Here is a 19,601-nt window from a genome sequence, read left to right as displayed (position 1 = left end):
GATCCACGCGTCTGTCGCAGCACGGTCCGCCATGGGCAGCCCGGCTCCGGTGTGCTGTCCATGGCGTGCCGGCCGGACCTTGCTCGGTCGGGCACGACGCCGTATGCCGACCGGACGGGCTACCGGAACTCACGGACCGTCCGATTCCTACCACTACGCACCTATGATGCCCGCACCATCTCATCGTCCCGAAGGAGTAACTCGTGGCATCTCGTCTCAACCCGTACATCAGCTTCACCGGCGACGCGCGGCAGGCCATGGAGTTCTACAAGAGTGTCCTGGGCGGCGATCTCAGGCTCAGCGGTTACGGCGAGTTCGGCTCCGAGGTGCCGCCTGGATACGACGACAAGATCATGCACGCCATGCTCGAGACCTCCGGCGGAATGACGCTGATGGGCGCCGACGTGCCGCCGGGCATGGAGCACAAGACCGGGACCAACTTCGCGGTGAGTCTGAGCGGCGACGACGCGGACGAGCTCAGAGGCTACTGGGAGAAGCTGTCCGCCGAGGGCGCCGTCTCCGTGCCCCTGGAGAAGCAGATGTGGGGCGACGTGTTCGGCATGTGCACGGACAAGTTCGGCATCACGTGGATGGTCAACATCAGCGAGCAGGGCTGACCGCGACCACGAACCACAGCGTCACCGCAGCGCCCTGACCCGAGCGGGGACGGCAAGCCGCAGCCCGAGGAGCGGGTGCCACCGCCGGGTCCCGGGCGGTAGTCAGGCACGTCAGGCAGCCGTGTTCAGCGCCCGCCAGTCGGGAGGACAGTTCGAGATGAATGACAGGTGGTCGGTCGCGGCGGCTTGAAACAGTTCACGGCGGTGGGCCCGAAGGTCCACCGCCGGATCAGGAGACGCCTCCGGGCACTGACGGGATCCAATCCCGACCGGGCTGCTGTCCATAGGTCCGGAGGTGAGCGCACGGGGAGCGGGTGCTCGCCGTTGCCCTGCACCCCCACCTGATGCCGGGCAGGTCACTGCGTGGGCGGTCCTCACGTCGGGTCCGGCCCGGTGCGCCCACGGGGCGGCGCAGCGCACGCTGGACACGCCTCACCTCCAGTCTCCGAACCTCTCGAAGAACGCCTCCGCGGAGCGCACACTCGCTGCCGCGACGGCGCCCCGTTGCGCCTCCCAGTCGCCGGCGAACGCCTCGACCAGCACCTCCGCAGCCCTGGGCGTACCGATCACCTTGCGCAGGCACTCCTCGCGGCGCGAGCCGTCGAAATGGACGAGCGCCACCCGTGCCACGTTGTACGCGCGGCTCGCGGAGCTCAGACGGTAGGGCGGGTACGGGCGGAACCGGTGCTCCAGCCGTGCCGACGGGACGGCCAGCACGTCGATCCCGGCGCGCCAGGCCCGCAGGCTGAAGTCGACGTCCTCAAGCCCCAGCTCGCGAAAGGTCCCGAAGCCGCCGAGCCGCTCGAACACCGCCCGCCGCACCGCCAGGCAGCCGCCCGGCGCGATGGGCACCGGGTACAGGGCGCCGTCCGGCCGCGGAGGCAGCCAGCGCACCCGCAGGTCGGCGTCGATCAGGCGGGCGCCGCAGCCCAGCGCCGATCCGCCGAAGTCGCGCAGGGCCGGTGCGAGGACGGCATCGGGTCCGGCGGCCAGCGCGGCCCGCAGCCGGCCGAGGCAGTCCCGCTCCAGCCGGCAGTGCGCGTCCAGGAACAGCAGGTGCGTGCCCCGGGCGAGCCGGGCGCCCGCGTTGCGGGCCGCTGCGACGCCGCTGCGCGGGATGCGGCGTACCACGACCCCTCGCGCGCGCCACTCCTCCACCTCCAAGGCGGCACAACTGCCGTCGGTGCCGCCGTCGTCGATGATGATGGTCTCGTCGGCGACGTCCGACCCGGCGAACACGGACCTCAGGGTCTCGTGCAGCTCCGCGCCCTCGTCCAGGCTCGCGATCACCAGCGAAACGGTCACCGACCCCCCAACAGGCCCCCGCTCCGCCCCGGACGCCGTGCGGGTCATTCCAGCGGGGGGCCGGGCGTGCCGGGCGGAACTCCCCCGGGAGGAGAGGTGGCGACCAGGTCGATCAGCCCGGGCAGCATGGCCGCGTACCGGATCGAGTCCTGCAGGTAGGCCGTGAGCCCGGCGCTCAGCGCGAAGTGGTAGGAGCTCAGCCGGTCGAGCTCGCCGCCGTCCAGGCCGAGTGCCAGCAGGTCGCCGAGCCTCAGCCGGCCCAGGCTGAGCGCGTCGAGCACCTTCTGCGGCGCCGCGGAGAATTCCAGGTAGTCGGCGAAGTCGGTGGACGACTGGAAGTCGGCCTCGGCGAAACCGGCCTGCTCGAGCGCGCGCTCGAGAGCTCGGTCGCCCTGGCGGACCAGATATCCGGCCGACGGCACGTTCGCCGCGCGCAGGTGCTCCAGCAGTTGCTTCGTCACGGCACCGACGAGGCCGATGTTGGTGGCGTTCCGCAGGTCCGTCAGGACGGGGGTGAGATGGGCCCGGTTCTCGCTGCCGATCAATGCGATGCCCACGGCCTCGACGGTCTGCGACCCGATGCCCTTGGGCGGCCACGGCCGCTCCGTCGTGGCCAGCGCCAGCACCAGGCCGCTCCGGGACAACAGCGGCTCGAGGACCTCGGAATAGAGGTACGGATACCGGTTGCGGCGACAGAACGCGGCGAGCGCGGTCCGCGTTTCGACATCGGTCTCCTTCGTCACCGTCAACCGGACCGACTCGTTCGCGGGGGAGTGCTGGGTCATCGCGGGCCTCCAAGAGCGGGGGAGTCTGCACTGGACATCCACCCCGCGACCGCGTACCGCGTGCCGTCGCGCACGGTCGCCACCTCGTGCATCAGGGAGGACCGGAACAACAGCAGCATGCCGGGCTCCGGCACCACGACCACCCGGCGGTCGCGCAGGCCCGGGTCGGTCTCGTACACGGTGAGCGCGCCGCCGTCGAACGTCGGCAGGGCCTCGCTGCCGTCGCGCCCGTTGAGGTAGAGCAGCAGCGACCACCGGTGGGCGGCCAGCCGGGGCGGATCGTCCTTGTGATTGGCCACATCCCGGTGCGCGCGGAAGTAGCTGCCCTTCTCGTACGACATGAAGTACGGACCGTACAAATAGTCCGCATCCGAGTCGAACTCCGCGCGGTGGTCGACGAAATAGGACGCCATGCGTTCGCCGATGCGGCGCTTGAAGTCCTCCGGGAAGTGGTGGTCGAAGCACAGGCGCAGCGACTCGTCCAGGATCGATTCGCCCGCACGCACGATCTGGGCCGGCTCCCGCGGCGCCTGCGCCATGGCCCGGATGACGTCATCGCATTCGTCGACCGAAAGGAATCCACTGGTCGACGCGATGTTCTGCGTCCTGAACTGGGGCTGCATGTCGTGGCGCCTCCCGGTCGCGTACGTCTCATGGGGTGGCACGAGACGCCTCCAGACAAGCGCCGGCGACGGCGACCCGCACGCCGGATTAGCCCGACCGGCCGACACATGGGTACGCCGGACCTGCACCGCCCAGCGACTCGGCCAGTTCGGCGACGCCCGTGCGCAGCCGGGTCGACCGGAGCGACTGGCCGATCTTGAAGCCGGTGAGATACACGTCCGCCCAAGCCACGAAGGGCAGTGCGCGTACGGCGTCCAGATCGCTCGGCCGGTAGCCGCACAGATAGGTGTCGTCCGGAACGTATTCCTGGATCACCACGCCGAGCGCCGAGAGCTGTTCCTTCTCGTCGGCTGTTGGTGGGTGTGTGGTCTGCACGAGCAGATAGTTGGACGCGGAGGCGTCCTCGGACACCAGCGATGCGGCGGCCAGCTCCTCGGACTGGACCAGCGGGTCCACCGTCACGCCGTTGATGGTGATACGGGCCATGCCGAACTCCCGGAGGGTGTGGGGGATGCTGAAGGGCGCGCACCGGGTAGCCATGGGCCCGCCCCGGCGCTGCCAGCGCCGGGGCGGGCCCATGGCCGAAGGCCGTCTGGACCGGTGGCACCCCGGGCTGCGTGGTTCTTCCGTTCGGCGATCACGCTAGGCGGGCGGCCGTCCCCCTGCACTCCGAGTCCGGTCGGAGGCCCCCATCCGGGCTCGGCATTGCTCCGGGAGGGCGCTCGACAGCAGCGCCGGCCCTCGTGTCGCGCTGCCCGCAGTTCGCGCACGATCCTCCGGTCCCGGGTCCGGCTCGCACCTGCCGGCAGCTCCTTCTTTTACGGGGCACGTTCGCCCGACGCGTGTGGACCGGACGGGGCGCCGAGTGGCCGCCCACCGGCCTGCTAACCGCGTCCGGCACCGCCGCAGACGGGAGCCAATCCAGGTGGCCGAGGAGCTGATGACCAGGGTGAGTCCCAGAACGGGGATGAGGGAGGCCAGGGCGATCGGACCGGGCCCGATGCCGTCGGCGAGTGCGATCCGCGCGGGTCCCGAGATGCGTAAACAATGCTCAGATCGCTGGCTCGTGGAACTTCTTGATGAGTTCGAGTTCGACCGCCGATGCTGTCCTCGACCCAGTGACCCTGGACCCGCTCAACACCTGCGCCGTGTAAACGGACGGCAGCCTGCCACTCTTGCCGGACTACGTTCTGGCGGGCCTCGGATTCCCTCGCGAGACATTCCTCTCCAGCAGCGACGGCAAAGCCACAACGCGGAACCTCACCGTCACCGACCTCTTCGCCTACGTGTACCGGGAAGCCCGCAACATCGACCGCGAAGTCGTGGGACACCTCGACACGGGGTTCAGGACCGAGCGCACCGCGGGTTCCGGCCGACCGGGGCACGCGGCCCGGCAGCGGTCGGGCCAGGGAGGGGTTTCTCCTGCTGCTCACCGAGGCTGCCGAGGCGTGCCACGGGCAGGGCCTCCGGGCACCCGCCGAGCCCTCACAGATCCACGAAGGCACGTTCGCCGGGGGCGACCAGCCGGGACAGGAACATGCCGATGCCCGCCGAGCCGGTCGCGTAGTCGTGGGCGATTCGGTTCAGCCAACGGCCAGGGAACGCGATCCCGCCCTCCTCCTCGACCCGGAACCACAGGACGGTCCTGGCGACGGCGTAGGCCCTGTCCCGGTACTCCTCATCGCCGGTGCAGCGGTACATGTCCAGCATGAACTCGCCGATCCCCGCCAGGCCTTCGAACAGACCGGGCGCATAGGAGTACGTGACGAAGGTGTCGTCAGCCACCCGCCGGGCGAGCTCGCCGTACCGCTCGTCGCCGAGCAGCCGGTGGAACCGGACCAGCACACTGCCGACCCCCGCGCCTCCGTGGATCCAGTACGGGTACACCACGGGGTCGCCCTCGACCCGCTGCCACTGCAGGCCGAGGCCGCTCTCGGTCGCACGTCCCAGGTCGAACTCCAGACCCCGTACGGCGTACGAACGGAAGCGCTCCTCGCCGGTAGCCAGGTGCAGATGGAGGAGGAAGAGGGCGATGCCGCTCGCCCCGTAGCCGTACCCGTAATGGACGAGACCGTCGAGAGAGGACCGCCACGAGCAGGTGTCGCCCTCGTGCCTGGCCGTTCTGAGGAGGTGCTCGCCCGCCTGCACGGCACGGTCGAGATGGAGCTGCCGCCCGGTCCGCGCGTGGAAGCGCAGCGAGGCGAGTCCCCATCCGGCGACGCCGAGGAACACACCCGGATCGTCGTACAGCAGGGAAGAGGAGCGCATCAGGGTCATCGCGGCCTCGCCCCGAACCTGCACCCCGCCGCTGGCGCCCGCACCGTCCACCATCGCGCCGAGGTCGCTGCTCAGAAGAAGCCGAGCTTCTTCGGGGAGTAGCTCGCCAGGAGGTTCTTCGAGTGCTGGTGGTACACGGCCCATACTCGTGATGACCAGCCAAAACGATTGCCTTGGTGATCTTTGGTTGGGACTTGGCCCGGGTATGGCCCGGATCTTGGACCAACGGAATGTGGGGAAGTGATCCTTGCTCACGAAGAAGATGACAACGAAGAAGCGGGGGGGGGCTGGGGCACCGCCGTCAGCGTGTACGCGCCACGTGGACGGGGGGCTGGGCGCATGGAGCCGGCGGGGCTGCTCTGGTGGCGGGAGGCGGGCCGGTGACAGGCGCAGGAGGTCGGCGGCCGCGCTGGCGGCAGCAGAACTTCCGCCGGCCCTCGAGGATTCTGCGGACCCCTTACCGACCACCGAGACTGACACCTCGCGCAGCAGCCGCTTGTGGCGCCGGTGCCGAGTCTGCACTCCTGAGGTCCGGTTCCTGAGCCGCCCGGCTGCCGTGTCCGCAGCTGACCGCCGCCTTGCCCAAGACGTTGCGCTTGCTCGCCGAACGTGTCGTCCAGCCGCGCATTGCCGCGCTCGTGGACGTCGTCCGTCCCCAAGAGCATCGGCGCTTCTCGGGTGTGATTCGGCGCGAGCACCTCGACCGGAAGGGCGCCTTGTTGTTTCGGTTGCTCGGCTGCCGCTACGGGGACCAGCGGGATTGGGCGGCGATCGACGCCTGGCGGACGACATCGCCCGGGAGCTCGACGCGTGACGAGGTGGCCGTGCGCGGGGAAGTGGATCTCGCGACGACGGTGCCTCACCACCAGGGTTGGCGTTGGGCCCTCCTGGGCTGCTCGTCATTCGGTGACGCGGACCGCGAGTGCCGGGCGGATGGCGGCTGCGCGCCGGGCCGGCCCGATCGTGGCCAGGAGCGACGCGGCGAAGGTGGCTGCCGCCAGGCCGCCGATGCTCGTCCATTCGACCGGGAAACCTCCTTCGAGGCCCTCGAATGCGGCGCTGTTGCTGTACATCAGCCAGGTGGTGAGCACGCCCAGCAGTGAGCCGAGCACGATTCCTTCCACGGCGACGAAGCTGCTCTCCCAAAGGAAGGACCGTTGGACGGTTCGTGCCCGGAAGCCGAGGGCCCGCAGGATGCCGATGGTGCGTCGGCGTTCTCGTACGGCTCGGACCATGACGACTCCGAGGCCGGTGATGCCCACGCCGAGGCCCAGGGCGAGGAAGCCCTGCATGAGGCGGAAGAAGGCGGTGCTGGAGTCGAACTGTTGGCGGATGTCCGACTCGATGGGCGTGGCTACCAGGCTGGACGAGAGCTGCTCGCCCTGCAGTTGGGTGGCCAGGGCGTCGGGGGAGGTGCCGGGGCTGGTTCGCACCAGTGCGGAGGCGTTCTGTGCCTGGGGGCCGAAGAGCTCGCGCGTGGCCTGCTCGCTCAACACCACGGGGTACGTGGTCGAACTGGCGCCGGTGCCCGGGTAGAAGACCAACCCGTTGCTGAGCACACCCGCGATGACCTTCTCTTCGCTGCGGCCCGTCCGGGGATCGGTCAGGGTGAGGGTGTCGCCGGGGTCGTAGTAGTCGCCGGCCGGGCCGCCGGTGCTGCCGAAGAAGCCGTCGAGCACGACGTAGCCGGGGTCGGAGGCGAGAGCACGCCATACCGCGGCGTCGTCTGTCAGGCCGGGCAGCCGCTCCCGGAACGTGATGCCGGTGATCGCTCCGCCGGGCACCCCGACGGCCGCGATGTCGAGAGGCTGGGCGCTGCGGTGCCCCGGGTCGGTGGCCCTGCCCGTGGCGTTGATCAGCGGTGTCACGGCGGAGATCCGGGCAGCCGAGGGACCGGCCCGCAGCTCGGCGACGAGTCGGTCGCCGGCGACCTGGGGGTTGTAGTCCAGCCGCAGGGAGTATCCGGCGGTGGCGTCGGCGACGACTCCATCGACTCCGGCGCGCAGAGTGCCCGAGATCTCCGTCAAGAGCACGAGGACGAAGACGATCAGGGTGTACATCACCAGCGTCGCGCCGGTCCTGAATCGCTTGGCCAAGGGATACGCGACCGCGAGCCGCGCCGCCAGGCCACCCTCCGTGGGGCGCTGGAGGAATCGCCGTACGGGCCGAAGCAGCGTTTTCTGGTTGTCGCTGACGAGAACCACCGCGGAGAAGGCGGCCAGGGCGCCTTGGATGACGTACACGGACATGGACGGCGTGTCGAAGATCCGCGGGCGTATGACGGGTGCCAGGAGCGTCCAGGCGAGAACAGTTCCCGCGACCAGGGTGGTGACCGTGTGTCGGGGGAGGACGCGCAGCAGTGCCGGAGTCGCGAAGGCGAGCGCGAGTGCCGGCATGAGGTACGTCGCGTCGGGCTGGCTGCGTGCGACGGCCGGGACGGCCGCGAACCCGCACAGGACTGCCAGGGTGGTGGAGACCGCGAGCACACGGCGGCGTGGCCCCTGTCCGGGTGTGGTGGGGAGGTCGCGGATGGCGGCGATGATGTTGAACCTGCTGATGCGCACGCTGGTCGCGAGGATCGCGGCGAAGGCGATGAGCAGGCCCATGGCCAGTCCGTTGAGGACGCTGGTGGGGGTGATGGCGAACGCGATACGGAGGCTGCTTCCGCCGACCGACCAGCCCTGGAAGATCTGCGCCGCCACCACGGCGACGCCCCAGCCGACGGCGACGCCGATCGCCACGCCCGGCAACGCGGACAGCAGCGCGTACGTGGCCCCTTCGAGGGTGAAGGACCCGACGAGCCGCGAGCGCTTCATCCCCACGGCTCGCACCATGCCCATCTGGGACTTCCGCTCCTCGCCGAGCATCACGAAGATGTTCACCAGCAGCAGTGCGCCCGCGATGATGCTGAAACTGCCGATCATGAGGAACAGGGCTCCGAGGGAGTCCCCGGCCTGTTTGGCGTCCCGCAGGACCGTGTGCTTCGGCGTCTCGACCGCTGTCTGGCCGGCGAGCGGACCCAGAGCCTGCCGGATGTCGGCGGTCACCCGGTCGGTCAGGGCTTCGCCGCTTTCGACGCCGCCTCGATTGGACACGAAGGTGACCGAGCGCGGCTCCGCACCTGCGCGCCGGGCGGCGGAGTCCAGGGCTCCCGGTGCCAGGAACACGTCGCGGTTCAGCCGGCCGCCCAGTCCCACACCAGCGAGACCCTGCTCCGGCACCACACGCTCGACCCGGTACGCCTGCGGTGTCCCGAACAGATACAACGTGATCGGATCGCCGGCGCCCACGCTCAGGGACCGGGCCAGCGGCTCGTTGACGACGACCTGGCCGGGTTTCGGGTTCGGTCCGCCGAGACCGGAGTCGCCACCGGATGCGCCGAAGCGCGATGCCTCGTCGAAGTCCATCTGCCAGGCCAGGACGCGCGGTTCGGCGGCCGTGCGGTCGTCGGCGGTGCTGACGGCCGATGCCTGGGTGGCCTGGGCGTTCAGGACTCCGTCGACGTCGGGATCGCCCGCCAGGGCGGCCAGCCGATCGGTGACGGCGCGCCCGGTCGGCCCAGGGGGTGCGATGACGCGCTCGTCCACCGGTCCCAGGGTGCGGTACGCCTCCTGTCGTACGGAGAAGTTCAGGGTGTCGCCGACGACCAGGGCTCCGATGACGATGGCCGTTCCGAGCATCGATCCGCCGATCACCAGTGCTGCCTCGGTGCGCCGTCGGGCGACCTGCCGAAAGGCCAGGCGCCGTGACACCGGCTGCCGGACGGCGACCAGCACGAGCGCCGCGAGCGCGACCGCGAGGGCGGTGAGCAGCGGGATGAGGAGGTTCGGGTACATGGTCAGCCCATAGGGACGTCGCGTGTTGCGGCTGGGGCGGTGACGGTCTGGCGGACGTCGTCGACCAGTTGCCCGTCGCGCATCCGGATCAGTCGGGGGACGCGGGCGCCGATGGCGCTGTCATGGGTGACCAGGACGATCGTCTGGCCCTCGTCCTGGTTGAGTTCGCACAGCAGGTCCATGACCTGGTCGGCCATCGCGCTGTCGAGGTTGCCGGTGGGTTCGTCCGCCCACACGATGGCCGGGCGTCCGGCCAGGGCGCGGGCGATGGTCACCCGCTGCTGTTCACCGCCGGACATCTCGCTCGGCCGGTGCTCTACCCGGTGGCCGAGGCCCACTCGGTCGAGCATGTCCAGCGCTCTTCGGCGTGCTTCACGCGGCCGCGTGCCCACGAGCAACAGGGGGAGTTCGACGTTCTCCACCGCGGAGAAGACGGGGATGAGGTTGAACGCCTGGAAGACGAAGCCCATGGTGTGGGCCCGGTGCTCCGTGCGCGCCGCGTCCGACATGGCGAACAGGTCGTGGCCGTCGACCTCCACCCGGCCGCCGTCGATGTCGTCGAGCCCCGACAGACAGTTCAACAGCGTGGTCTTTCCGGAGCCGGACGGTCCCATGACACCCACCATCTCCCCGTGGCGCACGAGGAGATCCAGGTCGAGCAGGGCGGTGACCTCCACGGAGCCCGTCCGGTAGATCTTCCGTACCCCGGTGGCGACAAGGAGTGCCCGGTCGGTGTTCATGCTTTCCATACCAACCCCCGGAAGGAACGGGAGGCTACGGCCATCCAGGCCCGGAAGAGGGGGCCGAAGGGCCCAATCGCCGGGTCACCGAGAGGCCCCGCTCGAGCGGCTTCGCCGTCGTAGTCAGGGGTCCGTGGGCGCCCGGGCGCGTCGCCGGACGGCGGTGGCGGCGAGGGTTCCTGCGCCCGTGGCGGTGACCGCGAGGAGGATGAATCCCCACGTGTAGTCGTGCGCGACGCTGTCGACCGCGCCCATCACCAGGGGTGGGAAGAAGCCTCCGAGACCGCCCGCCGCCCCGACCACTCCCGTCACCGACCCGACCCGCTCGGCCGGAACCAGACGTGCGACGAGCGCGAAGACCGCCCCGGACCCGGCACCCAGGCCGGCGGCCATGCCGAAGAAGGCCGCTGTTCCCACGGGGACCAGGTCCGCCTCGAACGCCGCGACCAGGGCGCACACCGAAACGAGCCCGTACGAAACCGTCAGTACGGGTACGGGATGGGTGCGGTCCGACAGCCAGCCGCCCACAGGCCGCGTCGCCACGGCGAGGACGACGAACCCCGCGGTCCGCAGTGCCGCGTCGGAGCGTCCCAGCTCGTAGGCCCGGGTGAGATAGGTCGGCAGGTAGACGCTGAACGCGACGAACCCGCCGAAGGACACGGCGTACAGGAACGCCAGCTGCCAGGTGGCCGGCGTACGCACGGCCAGGGCGGTGCGCGAGAACAGCGACCCCGCCGCCGTCGCCCGTCCCGGCCTGTCGCGCAGGAGGAACCAGGCCACTGCGGCGTACACCGCGAGGCCGGCGGCCACGAGATCGAAGGGGAAGGCCCGTCCGACGGCGTCGGCGAGCTGGACGGTGGTGAACGCAGACAGGGCCGTTCCACCGGTGCCGATGCCGAAGATCCCGAGGGCGACGCCCCGCCGTGCGGGTGGGTACCAGGCGTTGACGAACGGCACACCGACTGCGAAGGCCGTTCCCCCGAGCCCGAGCATGAAACCGCCCGCGAGCACCTCGGCCAACGAGTCGGCCAGGTGACCCAGGTACAGCACGGGGAGGATCGTCAGGGCCGCGACGAGCGGGAAGACACGGCGTGCGCCCCAGCGGTCCGTCAGCGCCCCCGCCGGGATCCGGCCGAGCGCGCCGACCACCACGGGCACGGCGACCACCAGCGACTGCTCGAAGGAGCTGAGGCCGAGGTCGTCCCGGAGCCGCGGGCCAAGGGGGGCCAAGAGCGCCCATGCCCAGAAGCAGAGCGCGAACCCGATGGTGGCGAGGACCAGCATCTGCCACGGTCGCGGCGCATCCACGACCGGCCGGCTCCCCGTGTTCCGGGCCATGGTGGCCTCCCGGCAGTGATCCGCGTGGACGGCGCGAGCCGTGCTGTTCCCCACTCTCCGGCCGCCGGGACCCCGGCTACAGGGGCCGCTCGTTCCCTTCCGCGACCGACCGGCCCCCCGCCAGGGGCCCGGTCGGCCCTGTGCGGGTGCGTCCTGGCCGGGCACGGTGGGGGTGTCGGACAGACCGGAGGCAGGGGTGTTCCACTCCTGCAGGCCAGGCCGCCGAGAGTGTGAGTGGCGATGATGTTCTGGTACGGCGACGGCATGAACGTATGGGGCTGGTTCGCCATGTCAGCCGGGATGGTGCTGTTCTGGGGCCTTCTCATCACCGTCGCGGTGATGCTCTTCCGCACACTGGACCGCGCCGCGGAACGGCCTCGGGGTTTCGGCCCAGCCACCTCGGCCGAGGAGATCCTGGGCGAGCGACTGGCGCGCGGTGAGATCGGCGAGAAGGAGTACCGTCGGCGCCTGGCCGCCCTGCGCAACGCGAAACCGTGAAGCCCGTGACCGGCCGGGATGCGGGCGGCGGCGCGGCCGGTCACGCTGGGAGCATGACCGGTCGGATGCCCGAGGAGCCGGGCCGACGCCCAGACGCGCTCCGCGAGCTGACCGCTCGGCACGGAGGGCGCGGGGGGCTGTTGCCGGCCGCGCTGGAGCGTGCCAGGTCGGGTACCGCCGAAGGGCCGGAGGCATGGGCACCCCAAGCCGCGGAGGCAGCCGGACTCCCGGCCGCCGCGGGGCTCGGCCCCGCCACCTTCTTCGCCGACCTCGCCGCCCCGCGCGGCGAGCGGCATGTGCGGGTGTGCACCGCGACGGCGTGCTTCGCAGCGCGGGGCGGGGAGCATCTGGCGGAGGTCGAGCGCGCTCTCGGCGTGGTGGCGGGCACGGTCGACGAGGCGGGTTCGACCTCGCTGCAGACCGTGCACTGCCTCGGCTACTGCTACGCGGGCCCCGCCGCCCTCGACGGCACCCTGCCCCGCACGGGCCCGGACCTGGCCGACCAGCTCGGCGGGCGGGCGGAACCGCGCGCGTCGGGCATCCCGGCAGCCGACACCACCGGTACGCCCGTCCTGCTCGCCGGGATCGTGGGAGGGCACTCCGCCTGGGACGTGTGGCGCGAGGCGGTAGCCGGGATGCGACCTGAGGACGTACGGGAGGAGACCGCCGTCTCAGGACTGCGCGGGCGCGGCGGCGCCGGATTTCCGGTGGCCGACAAGTGGGCCGCAGCGACGGGAAAGCCCGACACGGTCGTCGTCGCCAACGGGGACGAGGGCGACCCCGGCTCGTACGCCGACCGGCTGCTCATGGAGGAGGACCCCGAGCGTGTCCTCGCGGGACTCGCGCTCGCCTGCTTCGCCTGCGGCGCCCGGCGTGGGACGGTCCTGGTGCGCTCCGAGTATCCGAGAGCCATGGCACGGCTGCTGCGGGCGGTGGAACGCGCCACGCAGGCGGGGGACCTGGCCCCGTCGGTCGAGACAGCCGGTCCGCAGCCGTTCGTCGAGATCGTCGAAGGAGCCGGCTCCTATGTTTCCGGCGAGGAGACCGCCCTGATCGCCCGCCTCGAGGGCGCTCGCGGCTGTGCGCGCCCACGGCCCCCGTACCCCACGGACCACGGCCTGTGGGACGCGCCGACCGTGGTCAACAACGTGGAGACCCTGGCGGCAGTGCCCTGGATCGTCGCCCACGGCGGAGCGTCCTACGCCCGACGCGGCGTACCGGACGAGACCGGCACCAAACTGGTCTGCCTGTCCGAGCGCTTCACCCGGCCCGGTGCCTACGAGGTCGAGCTCGGTACCCCCGTGGAACAGATCGTCACCCGGTTCGGCGGCGGCCTCAAGGACGGCCGCGAGCTCGTCGCCCTCCAAATAGGCGGCCCCCTGGGCGGCTTCCTCGCCGGGAAAGCGCTCGACGTCCCCCTCACCACGGCAGCGCTCGCCGAGCACGGCGCCGCGCTCGGTCACGCCGGCATGGTCGCTTTCGACGCCGACACCGATCCAAACGAACTCCTTCGGCACGTCTGGGAGTTCGCCGCCGATGAGAGCTGCGGAGCCTGCTCGCCCTGCCGGGTCGGCACCCGGCGAGGGCTCGAACTCGCCCGGGGCCGGCGCGGGCCGGGGGAGACCTACGAACGACTGGCACGGCTGATGGGCGAGGCGAGTCTCTGCGCCTTCGGCCGCCGTGTCCCCGCCGCCGTCCGCAGCCTGGCCCGCGCCTACGGGCAGGCCCTGGAAGGATGGGACCGATGACCCGGCTCCAGGTCGACGGCGTGTCGGTCGAACTGCCCGTGGGGGCCTCACTGCTCGACGCGGTACGTGCCGCCGGAGCCGACCTGCCCACCCTCTGCCACGACGACCGTCTCCGGCCGGTCGGCTCCTGCCGGACCTGCCTGGTCCGCGCCGGCGGGCGGACCGTCGCCGCGTGCGTCACCCCCGCGACGTCGGACCTCACCGTCGACACGGCCGACGAGAACGTGCGTAACCTGCGCCGGGACGCGGTCGCCCTGATCGCCTCGGCGCTCCCACCGCACGCGCTCGCCGACAGCGCACACAGTGAACTGGCCCAGGCGTGCCGGGCCTTGGGGATCCCGCTGGAGAATGCGGCCGGTGCTTCTACGCGCGGAAGCGACGAGAGCCACCCGTACGTCCATCTCGACCGGGACCTGTGCATCGCGTGCGGGCGCTGTGTCCGCATGTGTGCGGACGTCCAGGGCACCTTCGCGCTCACCCTCACAGGGCGCGGTGCCGACACGGTCGTCGCACCGGGAACCGGCGGCCACTGGGCCGGTTCCGACTGTGTGTCCTGCGGCGGCTGCGTCGACACCTGCCCGACGGGGGCGATCACCCAGCCCGGACCCGGTCAGGGCCTCACGTCGCGGCAGACCCCCCATGACCGCGTACGCACCACCTGCGGCTACTGCGGAGTCGGCTGCACCCTCGACGTCGTCGTCCGCGAGGACCGTGTCGCCGCTGTGCTCCCCGCCCGGGACGGGCCCGTCAACCGGGGCCACGCGTGCGTCAAGGGCCGTTTCGCGTACGGATATCTCAGCTCCGCCGAACGTCTCACCGAGCCCCTGATCCGGGAGGACGGCGAACTGCGACCGGCGACATGGGACGAGGCGGTGACCCGGATCGCCGACGGCCTGCGCGCGGCCGTCCTTGACGGCGGCCCCGACTCGGTGGCCGCGATCTCCTCCGCCCGTGCCACGAACGAGGAGAACTACCTCGTCCAGAAGTTCCTGCGGACCGTCATCGGCACCAACAACGTCGACAACTGCTCCCGCCTCTGCCACGCCCCGTCAGCCGCAGGACTCACCGCCTCCTTCGGACGCGCCGGCGGCACCGACCCCTTCGACGACGTCGAGACCGCCGACTGCCTCCTGGTCGTCGGCGCCAATCCCGTCGAGGCCCACCCCGTCGTCGGTGCCCGCCTCCTTCAGCGGGCACTCGCAGGGGCCGCCCTGATCGTGGCCGACCCCCGCGCCGTGGGCCTCGCGCACCATGCCGACGTGCACCTGCGTCCGCGCCCCGGCACCAACGTCGCCCTCTTCCACGGCCTCGCCCACGTTCTCCTCGTCGAGGGCATGACCGATTCGGGCTTCCTCCGCGATCGCGCGACCGGGCTGGACGAACTCTCCGACCTGCTGGCCGAATACCCGCCCGAGCGGGTCGCCGAAATCACCGGCGTCCCCGCCGAGGACATCAGGACGGCCGCCCGGCTCTACGGCCGCGCGGAGCGGCCGGCCGTCCTGTACGGACTCGGGGTCACCGAGCACCTGCACGGCACCGACGGGGTGCGGACCCTGGCGAACCTTCCCATCCTGCGCGGTGCCGTCGGCGCCACCGGCCGCGGGTTCGGCATCAGCCCCCTGCGCGGCCAGAACAACGTCCAGGGCGCCTCCGATATGGGCGCCCTGCCCGATCTGCTTCCGGGCTACGGCCGTGTCACCGACGCGGAGGCCCGTGCTCGCGCCGAGGCGGTGTGGGGCCGGCCGGTACCCGAGCGGCCCGGCATGCGCATCCCCGAGATGTTCGCGGCCGCTCGGGAGGGACGGCTGCGGGCGCTGTGGATCATCGGTGAGGACGTGTGCGCGACCGATCCCGACAGCCGACGTGTCGCGGAGGCTCTCGACGCCTGCCCGCTCGTCGTGGTCAACGAGCTCTTCCTCGGCGAGACCGCCCACCACGCTGATGTCGTCCTGCCCGTGGCCTCCTGGCTGGAGAAGGACGGGACGTTCGTCAACTTCGACCGCCGCTTCCAGCGCGTACGACCCGCGGTGGCTCCGCCCGGTGCGGCGCGCTCCGACTTCGAGGTCGTGCATGCCGTCGCCGACGCCCTCGGTGCCGACCTGGACTGTCCCACCCCAGCGGCGGCTCTCGCAGAGTGCGGACGTGTGACTCCCCTCTTCGCCGGTCTCTCACATGAGCGGATCGACCAGGAGGGGGCTGTGCCCTGGCCCTGCCCCGCGCCGGACCGGCCTGGCGAACGCACTTTGTACGCTGAAGAGTTCGCCACGCCCAACGGGCGCGCCCACTTGTCGGCGGCTCCTTATCTGCCGCCCGGCGAGGAACCTGACCAGGACTATCCGCTGGTGCTCGTCACGGGGCGCCGGTGGGCCCACTACAACTCCGGGAGCATGACCCGGCGCGGCGGCAACCTTCTTCTCGACGCCTCCGACCGTCTGGACCTGCACCCCGAGGACGCCGCCCGGTTCGGTGTTCGGGACGGCGCCCAGGTCACCGTCGAGAGCCGCCACGGACAGGCGCGACTCGTCGCCCGCGTCGGGACGGAACCCGCTCCCGGGCAGGTCTTCTGCGCGTTCCACTTCCCGGCCAGCGGCGTCAACTCTCTCACGTCGGAGCACGCCGACACCGTGACCTCGTGTCCGGAGTACAAGGTCACGGCGGTACGGCTGTGTCCGACGGCGTCCGACGGCTGACCGGCACCGATCAGCTGTGGGGAACGACGGCCACGGGCACCGGGCTGTGGTGCAGGACGGCGTGGGCCACGCTGCCGATGTGCGCGCCGAGCGTCGAATGGCGGGTCCGCCGCCCCACCACCACGAGGGAGGACTCCTTGGCGACCGCCACCAGTTCCAGTCCGGCCGATCCGACCGCCACACGGGCGACCGCCTCGACGTCGGGATACTTCGCCCGCCACGGTTCCAGCATGACCTCCACCGAACGCTTGATCTCCGGCACCATGGAAAGCCTGAAGTCCGGGACCATCGCGGGCCCCATCCCCGCGTGCAGCGGGAGCTGCTGTACGTACACGACGAGGACCTGGGTGCGCCGTCGCGCGGCCTCCTCGAAGGCGAAGCCCAGCACGGAGTCCACGGGCTGCCGCACGTCGGCCCCGACCAGAACGGGGCCCCGTGGAGTGCTCGCCGCGCCGGCGGCCCTCACGAGTACGACGGGTCGCTCGACGGCACCGGCGACCGTCAGGCCGACTGAGCCCAGAAGGTAGCCGGCCACGCTGCCGAGCGCCCGGGATCCGAGGACCAGCAGCTCGCCTTCCTCGGCAGCGGCGAGGAGACCCGGCACGGGGCTCGCGGGGAGCACCCGGGAGGTCACCGACAGGCCGGGATGGCGCTCGCGCAGGCCACCGGCCGTGCGGGCCATCATCTCCCTGACCCACGGCTCCTCGGACTCCCGCTCCACGAGAGACAGAGCGGACCCCGGTGCCGGATCCTTCGCATACACCAGATGCACGTCTGTGCCGCGCAGCAGCGCCTCCTCGGCCGCCCACTCCGCAGCTGCCTCGGCCTGCTCTGTGCCGTCCAGGCCGACCACGATGCTCCGCGTCATGATCGTCCACCTCCTCGATCGGTGTCGTCGACGTCGTACGTGAGACGGGTGCAGGAGACCGAGACGACGCCGTCCACCGTCGCGCACATGCGCTCGATCGCCGGGATCATGCCGCGGAACGCCAGCCTGCCGCTGAGCTCCACCCGCCCGTCGTGCACTTCGACGGCGAGGGAGGTCGGTGCGAGACGCAGCGTGTCACCGAGAACGTCCTCGACGATCTCCCGGCGGATGTCGTCGTCCTCGCGGAGGTAGATGGCCAAGAGGTCGCGACGGCTCACGATGCCCAGCAGCAGGTCGTCGCCGTCGACGACGACGAGCCGCTTGACCTTCTGGACCTCCATGAGCCGTGCCGCCTCGGCCACGGTCCACTCCGGGCGGGCGCACACGGCGGGTGCGGACATCAGCTCCTCGGCCCGCGTCCCCTCGGCCTTCGCCCGCTCCCACGCCTCCAGGGCCGGAACGGCCGGCGGGTCACCCGGGGCGGCGGCTTGGTCCGCGGTCTTGCGCAGCAGATCCCCTTCCGACACCACCCCGACCACCCGGCCCTCGCCGTCCACCACGGGAACAGCGGTCACGTGGTGTTGCGAGAGCGTGCGGGCGATCTCCTTGAACGGGGCGTCGCCGCGGACGCTCACCACTTCACGGGCCATCAGCCGGCCGATCCTGCGGTGACGCATCATTTGCTCCTTCCCTGTGCGGACGCACTGGCCCCGCCCATCAGGCGAGCGGCGCAGCCGTCCCAGGAGTCGAGGGCCGGATAGTCGTCCTCGGTGAGTTCCGTGCCGCTGAGTTCGGCGAGCGCCTCGACGAACTCGAGGAAGTCCAGCGAATCCATCTCGAACGTGTCCCGCAGGGACACGCCGGGATCGAGCCCGGTGAACTCGGCGCCGGGGACGACACGCTGCACGGATTGCCGAACGAACGCCTTTGCCTGGTCGTGGTTCACAGTTCCTCCGGTCGTTGCAGGAGCCGGTCCATGGCGATCAGGAGGCGTGCGCCGGTGGCGCCGTCGGCGGCTCGGTGATCGGCGGACAACGTCGCCGTCAGCACGGGACGCACTCCCAGTAGGCCGTTCACGGCAACCGGCCGCTCGACGACCCTGCCGAGGCCGACGAGCGCGACCTGCGGAGGGTAGACGACCCCGAACACGGCCTCGACGCCCTGGTCGCCGAGGTTCGTGACGGTGAGACTGGGATCGGCAGTCTGCGACGCTCGGAGCCGACCGCCCCGTGCCCGTGCCACCAGGTCCTTGAGCGCGGCCATGACTTCGGCCACGGAGAGTGTGTCGGCGTGGGCGAGGGCGGGGGCGACAAGGCCACCGCCCCGCAGGGAGACGGCAACGCCCAGCCGTACCTCCTCCGCCGGGACGAAGCCGTCGTCGACCCAGTGCCCGTTGAGCTCGGGCACGTCGTGAGCTGCCATCGCGACGGCCTTGAGCGTGAGTGCGGCGGGTACCAGGCGGGCGGACAGCGGAAGTTCGCGGTTGCGGGCGTGCATCCACTCGAGGGCCGCTGCCATGTCCACGGTGGTGGAGAGGTAGAAGTGCGGGATCTCCCGCTTGGATCGACTCATGAGCCGGGCTGTGGCCGCCCGCGCCAGGTCTGGGCCGGCCGGCCGCGGTGCGCCCTCGGTGGCTGCGGCGGAACGGACATCCTCCGCACGGACTGTGCCGCCCCGGCCCGTGCCGGTCACCTCGGCGAGGTCGACGCCGAGTTCCGTGGCCAGCCTCCGCGCGAGCGGTGAGGACCGCACGCGCACCGGAGCGGGACGCTCCCCGGACGAGTTGTCGCTGCGCACCGGCTTCACCGGCCGTGGCGTCGGCGAGGTCTCGTCGCGCTCCGGTGCTGGTGCTGATTCCGGCTCCGGTTCCGCGTGCTCCACGTCTGCGCGTGTGATCCTCCCTCCCGGGCCCGAACCATGGACGGCGGCGAGGTGGACGTGCCGGTCCTCGGCGAGTCTGCGGACCAGGGGCGTCGACGTCGGCGGGCTTTCGGCGGGCGGGCTTTCGGCGGGCCGGCTTTCGGCGGGCCGGCTTCCGACGGTCGTGCCGATACGTGCCAGCGGGGTGCCCACCGGCACGGTGGTGCCCTCGTCGACGAGGAGGGCATCGACCGTACCGCTCTGGAAGCACTCCACCTCGATCGCGGACTTGTCGGTCTCGACCACTGCGATGACGTCGCCCCGCGTCACCTCGTCCCCCGGGCGCACCAGCCACTGGGAGAGCGTGCCCTCGTCCATGTCGGCGCCGAGCGACGGCATCGTGAACTCGGCCATC

Annotated in this window: 16 protein-coding genes; 4 read left to right on the top strand and 12 right to left on the bottom strand. The window is 71.3% G+C overall.

Annotated elements, in window-relative coordinates; genetic code table 11:
* Nucleotides 1–203: 203 nt before the first annotated feature.
* Nucleotides 204–617, top strand: coding sequence for a VOC family protein (locus ACFY8U_RS08770; protein ID WP_389567524.1), 414 nt, complete (start codon nt 204–206; stop codon nt 615–617).
* 432 nt (nt 618–1,049) lie between these two features.
* Here ACFY8U_RS08770 and ACFY8U_RS08765 read toward each other — a convergent pair whose 3' ends face one another.
* From ACFY8U_RS08765 to ACFY8U_RS08730, 8 genes are all read right to left on the bottom strand, one after another.
* Nucleotides 1,050–1,922 (bottom strand): glycosyltransferase family 2 protein, encoded by an 873-nt coding sequence (locus ACFY8U_RS08765; protein ID WP_389567521.1) that lies wholly within the window; start codon nt 1,920–1,922, stop codon nt 1,050–1,052.
* A 44-nt stretch (nt 1,923–1,966) separates the two neighbouring features.
* Nucleotides 1,967–2,707, bottom strand: a complete 741-nt coding sequence (locus ACFY8U_RS08760; RefSeq protein ID WP_389567518.1) for a hypothetical protein — start codon at nt 2,705–2,707, stop codon at nt 1,967–1,969.
* Nucleotides 2,704–3,330, bottom strand: coding sequence for a 2OG-Fe(II) oxygenase (locus ACFY8U_RS08755; protein ID WP_389567515.1), 627 nt, complete (start codon nt 3,328–3,330; stop codon nt 2,704–2,706). The genes ACFY8U_RS08760 and ACFY8U_RS08755 overlap by 4 nt, the downstream gene beginning before the upstream one ends.
* Nucleotides 3,331–3,418: 88 nt before the next feature.
* Nucleotides 3,419–3,817, bottom strand: a complete 399-nt coding sequence (locus tag ACFY8U_RS08750; protein ID WP_389567513.1) for a hypothetical protein — start codon at nt 3,815–3,817, stop codon at nt 3,419–3,421.
* 999 nt (nt 3,818–4,816) lie between these two features.
* The gene (locus tag ACFY8U_RS08745) at nt 4,817–5,599 is read right to left on the bottom strand and encodes a lanthionine synthetase C family protein (protein WP_389567510.1); all 783 of its coding nucleotides are present in this window, start codon (nt 5,597–5,599) and stop codon (nt 4,817–4,819) included.
* 908 nt (nt 5,600–6,507) lie between these two features.
* Nucleotides 6,508–9,444, bottom strand: coding sequence for an ABC transporter permease (locus ACFY8U_RS08740; protein ID WP_389567507.1), 2,937 nt, complete (start codon nt 9,442–9,444; stop codon nt 6,508–6,510).
* A 2-nt stretch (nt 9,445–9,446) separates the two neighbouring features.
* Nucleotides 9,447–10,184 carry an ABC transporter ATP-binding protein gene (locus ACFY8U_RS08735; protein WP_389567504.1) on the bottom strand — a complete coding sequence of 246 codons (738 nt, stop codon included), beginning with the start codon at nt 10,182–10,184 and terminating at the stop codon, nt 9,447–9,449.
* A gap of 123 nt (nt 10,185–10,307) precedes the next feature.
* Nucleotides 10,308–11,522, bottom strand: coding sequence for a nitrate/nitrite transporter (locus ACFY8U_RS08730; protein WP_389567501.1), 1,215 nt, complete (start codon nt 11,520–11,522; stop codon nt 10,308–10,310).
* Between the two features lie 240 nt (nt 11,523–11,762).
* On the opposite strand from ACFY8U_RS08730, the gene ACFY8U_RS08725 reads away from it, so the two are divergent.
* The 3 genes from ACFY8U_RS08725 to fdhF are packed head-to-tail and all read left to right on the top strand — an operon-like array spanning nt 11,763 to nt 16,458.
* A complete protein-coding gene (locus ACFY8U_RS08725; protein WP_389568274.1) occupies nt 11,763–12,020 on the top strand; it encodes an SHOCT domain-containing protein in 258 nt (85 codons plus the stop codon).
* 53 nt (nt 12,021–12,073) lie between these two features.
* Nucleotides 12,074–13,768, top strand: a complete 1,695-nt coding sequence (locus ACFY8U_RS08720) for an NADH-ubiquinone oxidoreductase-F iron-sulfur binding region domain-containing protein (RefSeq protein WP_389567497.1) — start codon at nt 12,074–12,076, stop codon at nt 13,766–13,768.
* Entirely contained in the window at nt 13,765–16,458 is a 2,694-nt protein-coding gene (gene fdhF, locus ACFY8U_RS08715; RefSeq protein WP_389567494.1) for a formate dehydrogenase subunit alpha, read from the top strand. Before ACFY8U_RS08720 ends, fdhF begins: the two co-directional genes overlap by 4 nt.
* Nucleotides 16,459–16,468: 10 nt before the next feature.
* Here the strand turns inward: fdhF and ACFY8U_RS08710 are convergent, their stop codons facing one another.
* The 4 genes from ACFY8U_RS08710 to ACFY8U_RS08695 are packed head-to-tail and all read right to left on the bottom strand — an operon-like array spanning nt 16,469 to nt 19,600.
* Nucleotides 16,469–17,326 carry a universal stress protein gene (locus ACFY8U_RS08710; protein ID WP_389567491.1) on the bottom strand — a complete coding sequence of 286 codons (858 nt, stop codon included), beginning with the start codon at nt 17,324–17,326 and terminating at the stop codon, nt 16,469–16,471.
* Complete coding sequence (locus tag ACFY8U_RS08705) at nt 17,323–18,003, bottom strand: CBS domain-containing protein (protein WP_389567488.1); 681 nt, start codon at nt 18,001–18,003, stop codon at nt 17,323–17,325. The genes ACFY8U_RS08710 and ACFY8U_RS08705 overlap by 4 nt, the downstream gene beginning before the upstream one ends.
* Nucleotides 18,003–18,233 (bottom strand): phosphopantetheine-binding protein, encoded by a 231-nt coding sequence (locus ACFY8U_RS08700; protein ID WP_389567485.1) that lies wholly within the window; start codon nt 18,231–18,233, stop codon nt 18,003–18,005. The genes ACFY8U_RS08705 and ACFY8U_RS08700 overlap by 1 nt, the downstream gene beginning before the upstream one ends.
* 35 nt (nt 18,234–18,268) lie before the next feature.
* Entirely contained in the window at nt 18,269–19,600 is a 1,332-nt protein-coding gene (locus tag ACFY8U_RS08695; protein WP_389567482.1) for a dihydrolipoamide acetyltransferase family protein, read from the bottom strand.
* Nucleotide 19,601: the final 1 nt, after the last annotated feature.

Source organism: Streptomyces sp. NPDC012508 (assembly GCF_042902595.1).
In the GTDB taxonomy this organism is placed as follows: Bacteria; Actinomycetota; Actinomycetes; order Streptomycetales; family Streptomycetaceae; genus Streptomyces.
Note: the sequence above shows the minus strand (reverse complement) of the source record. Positions and strands in the feature narration are given on the sequence as shown.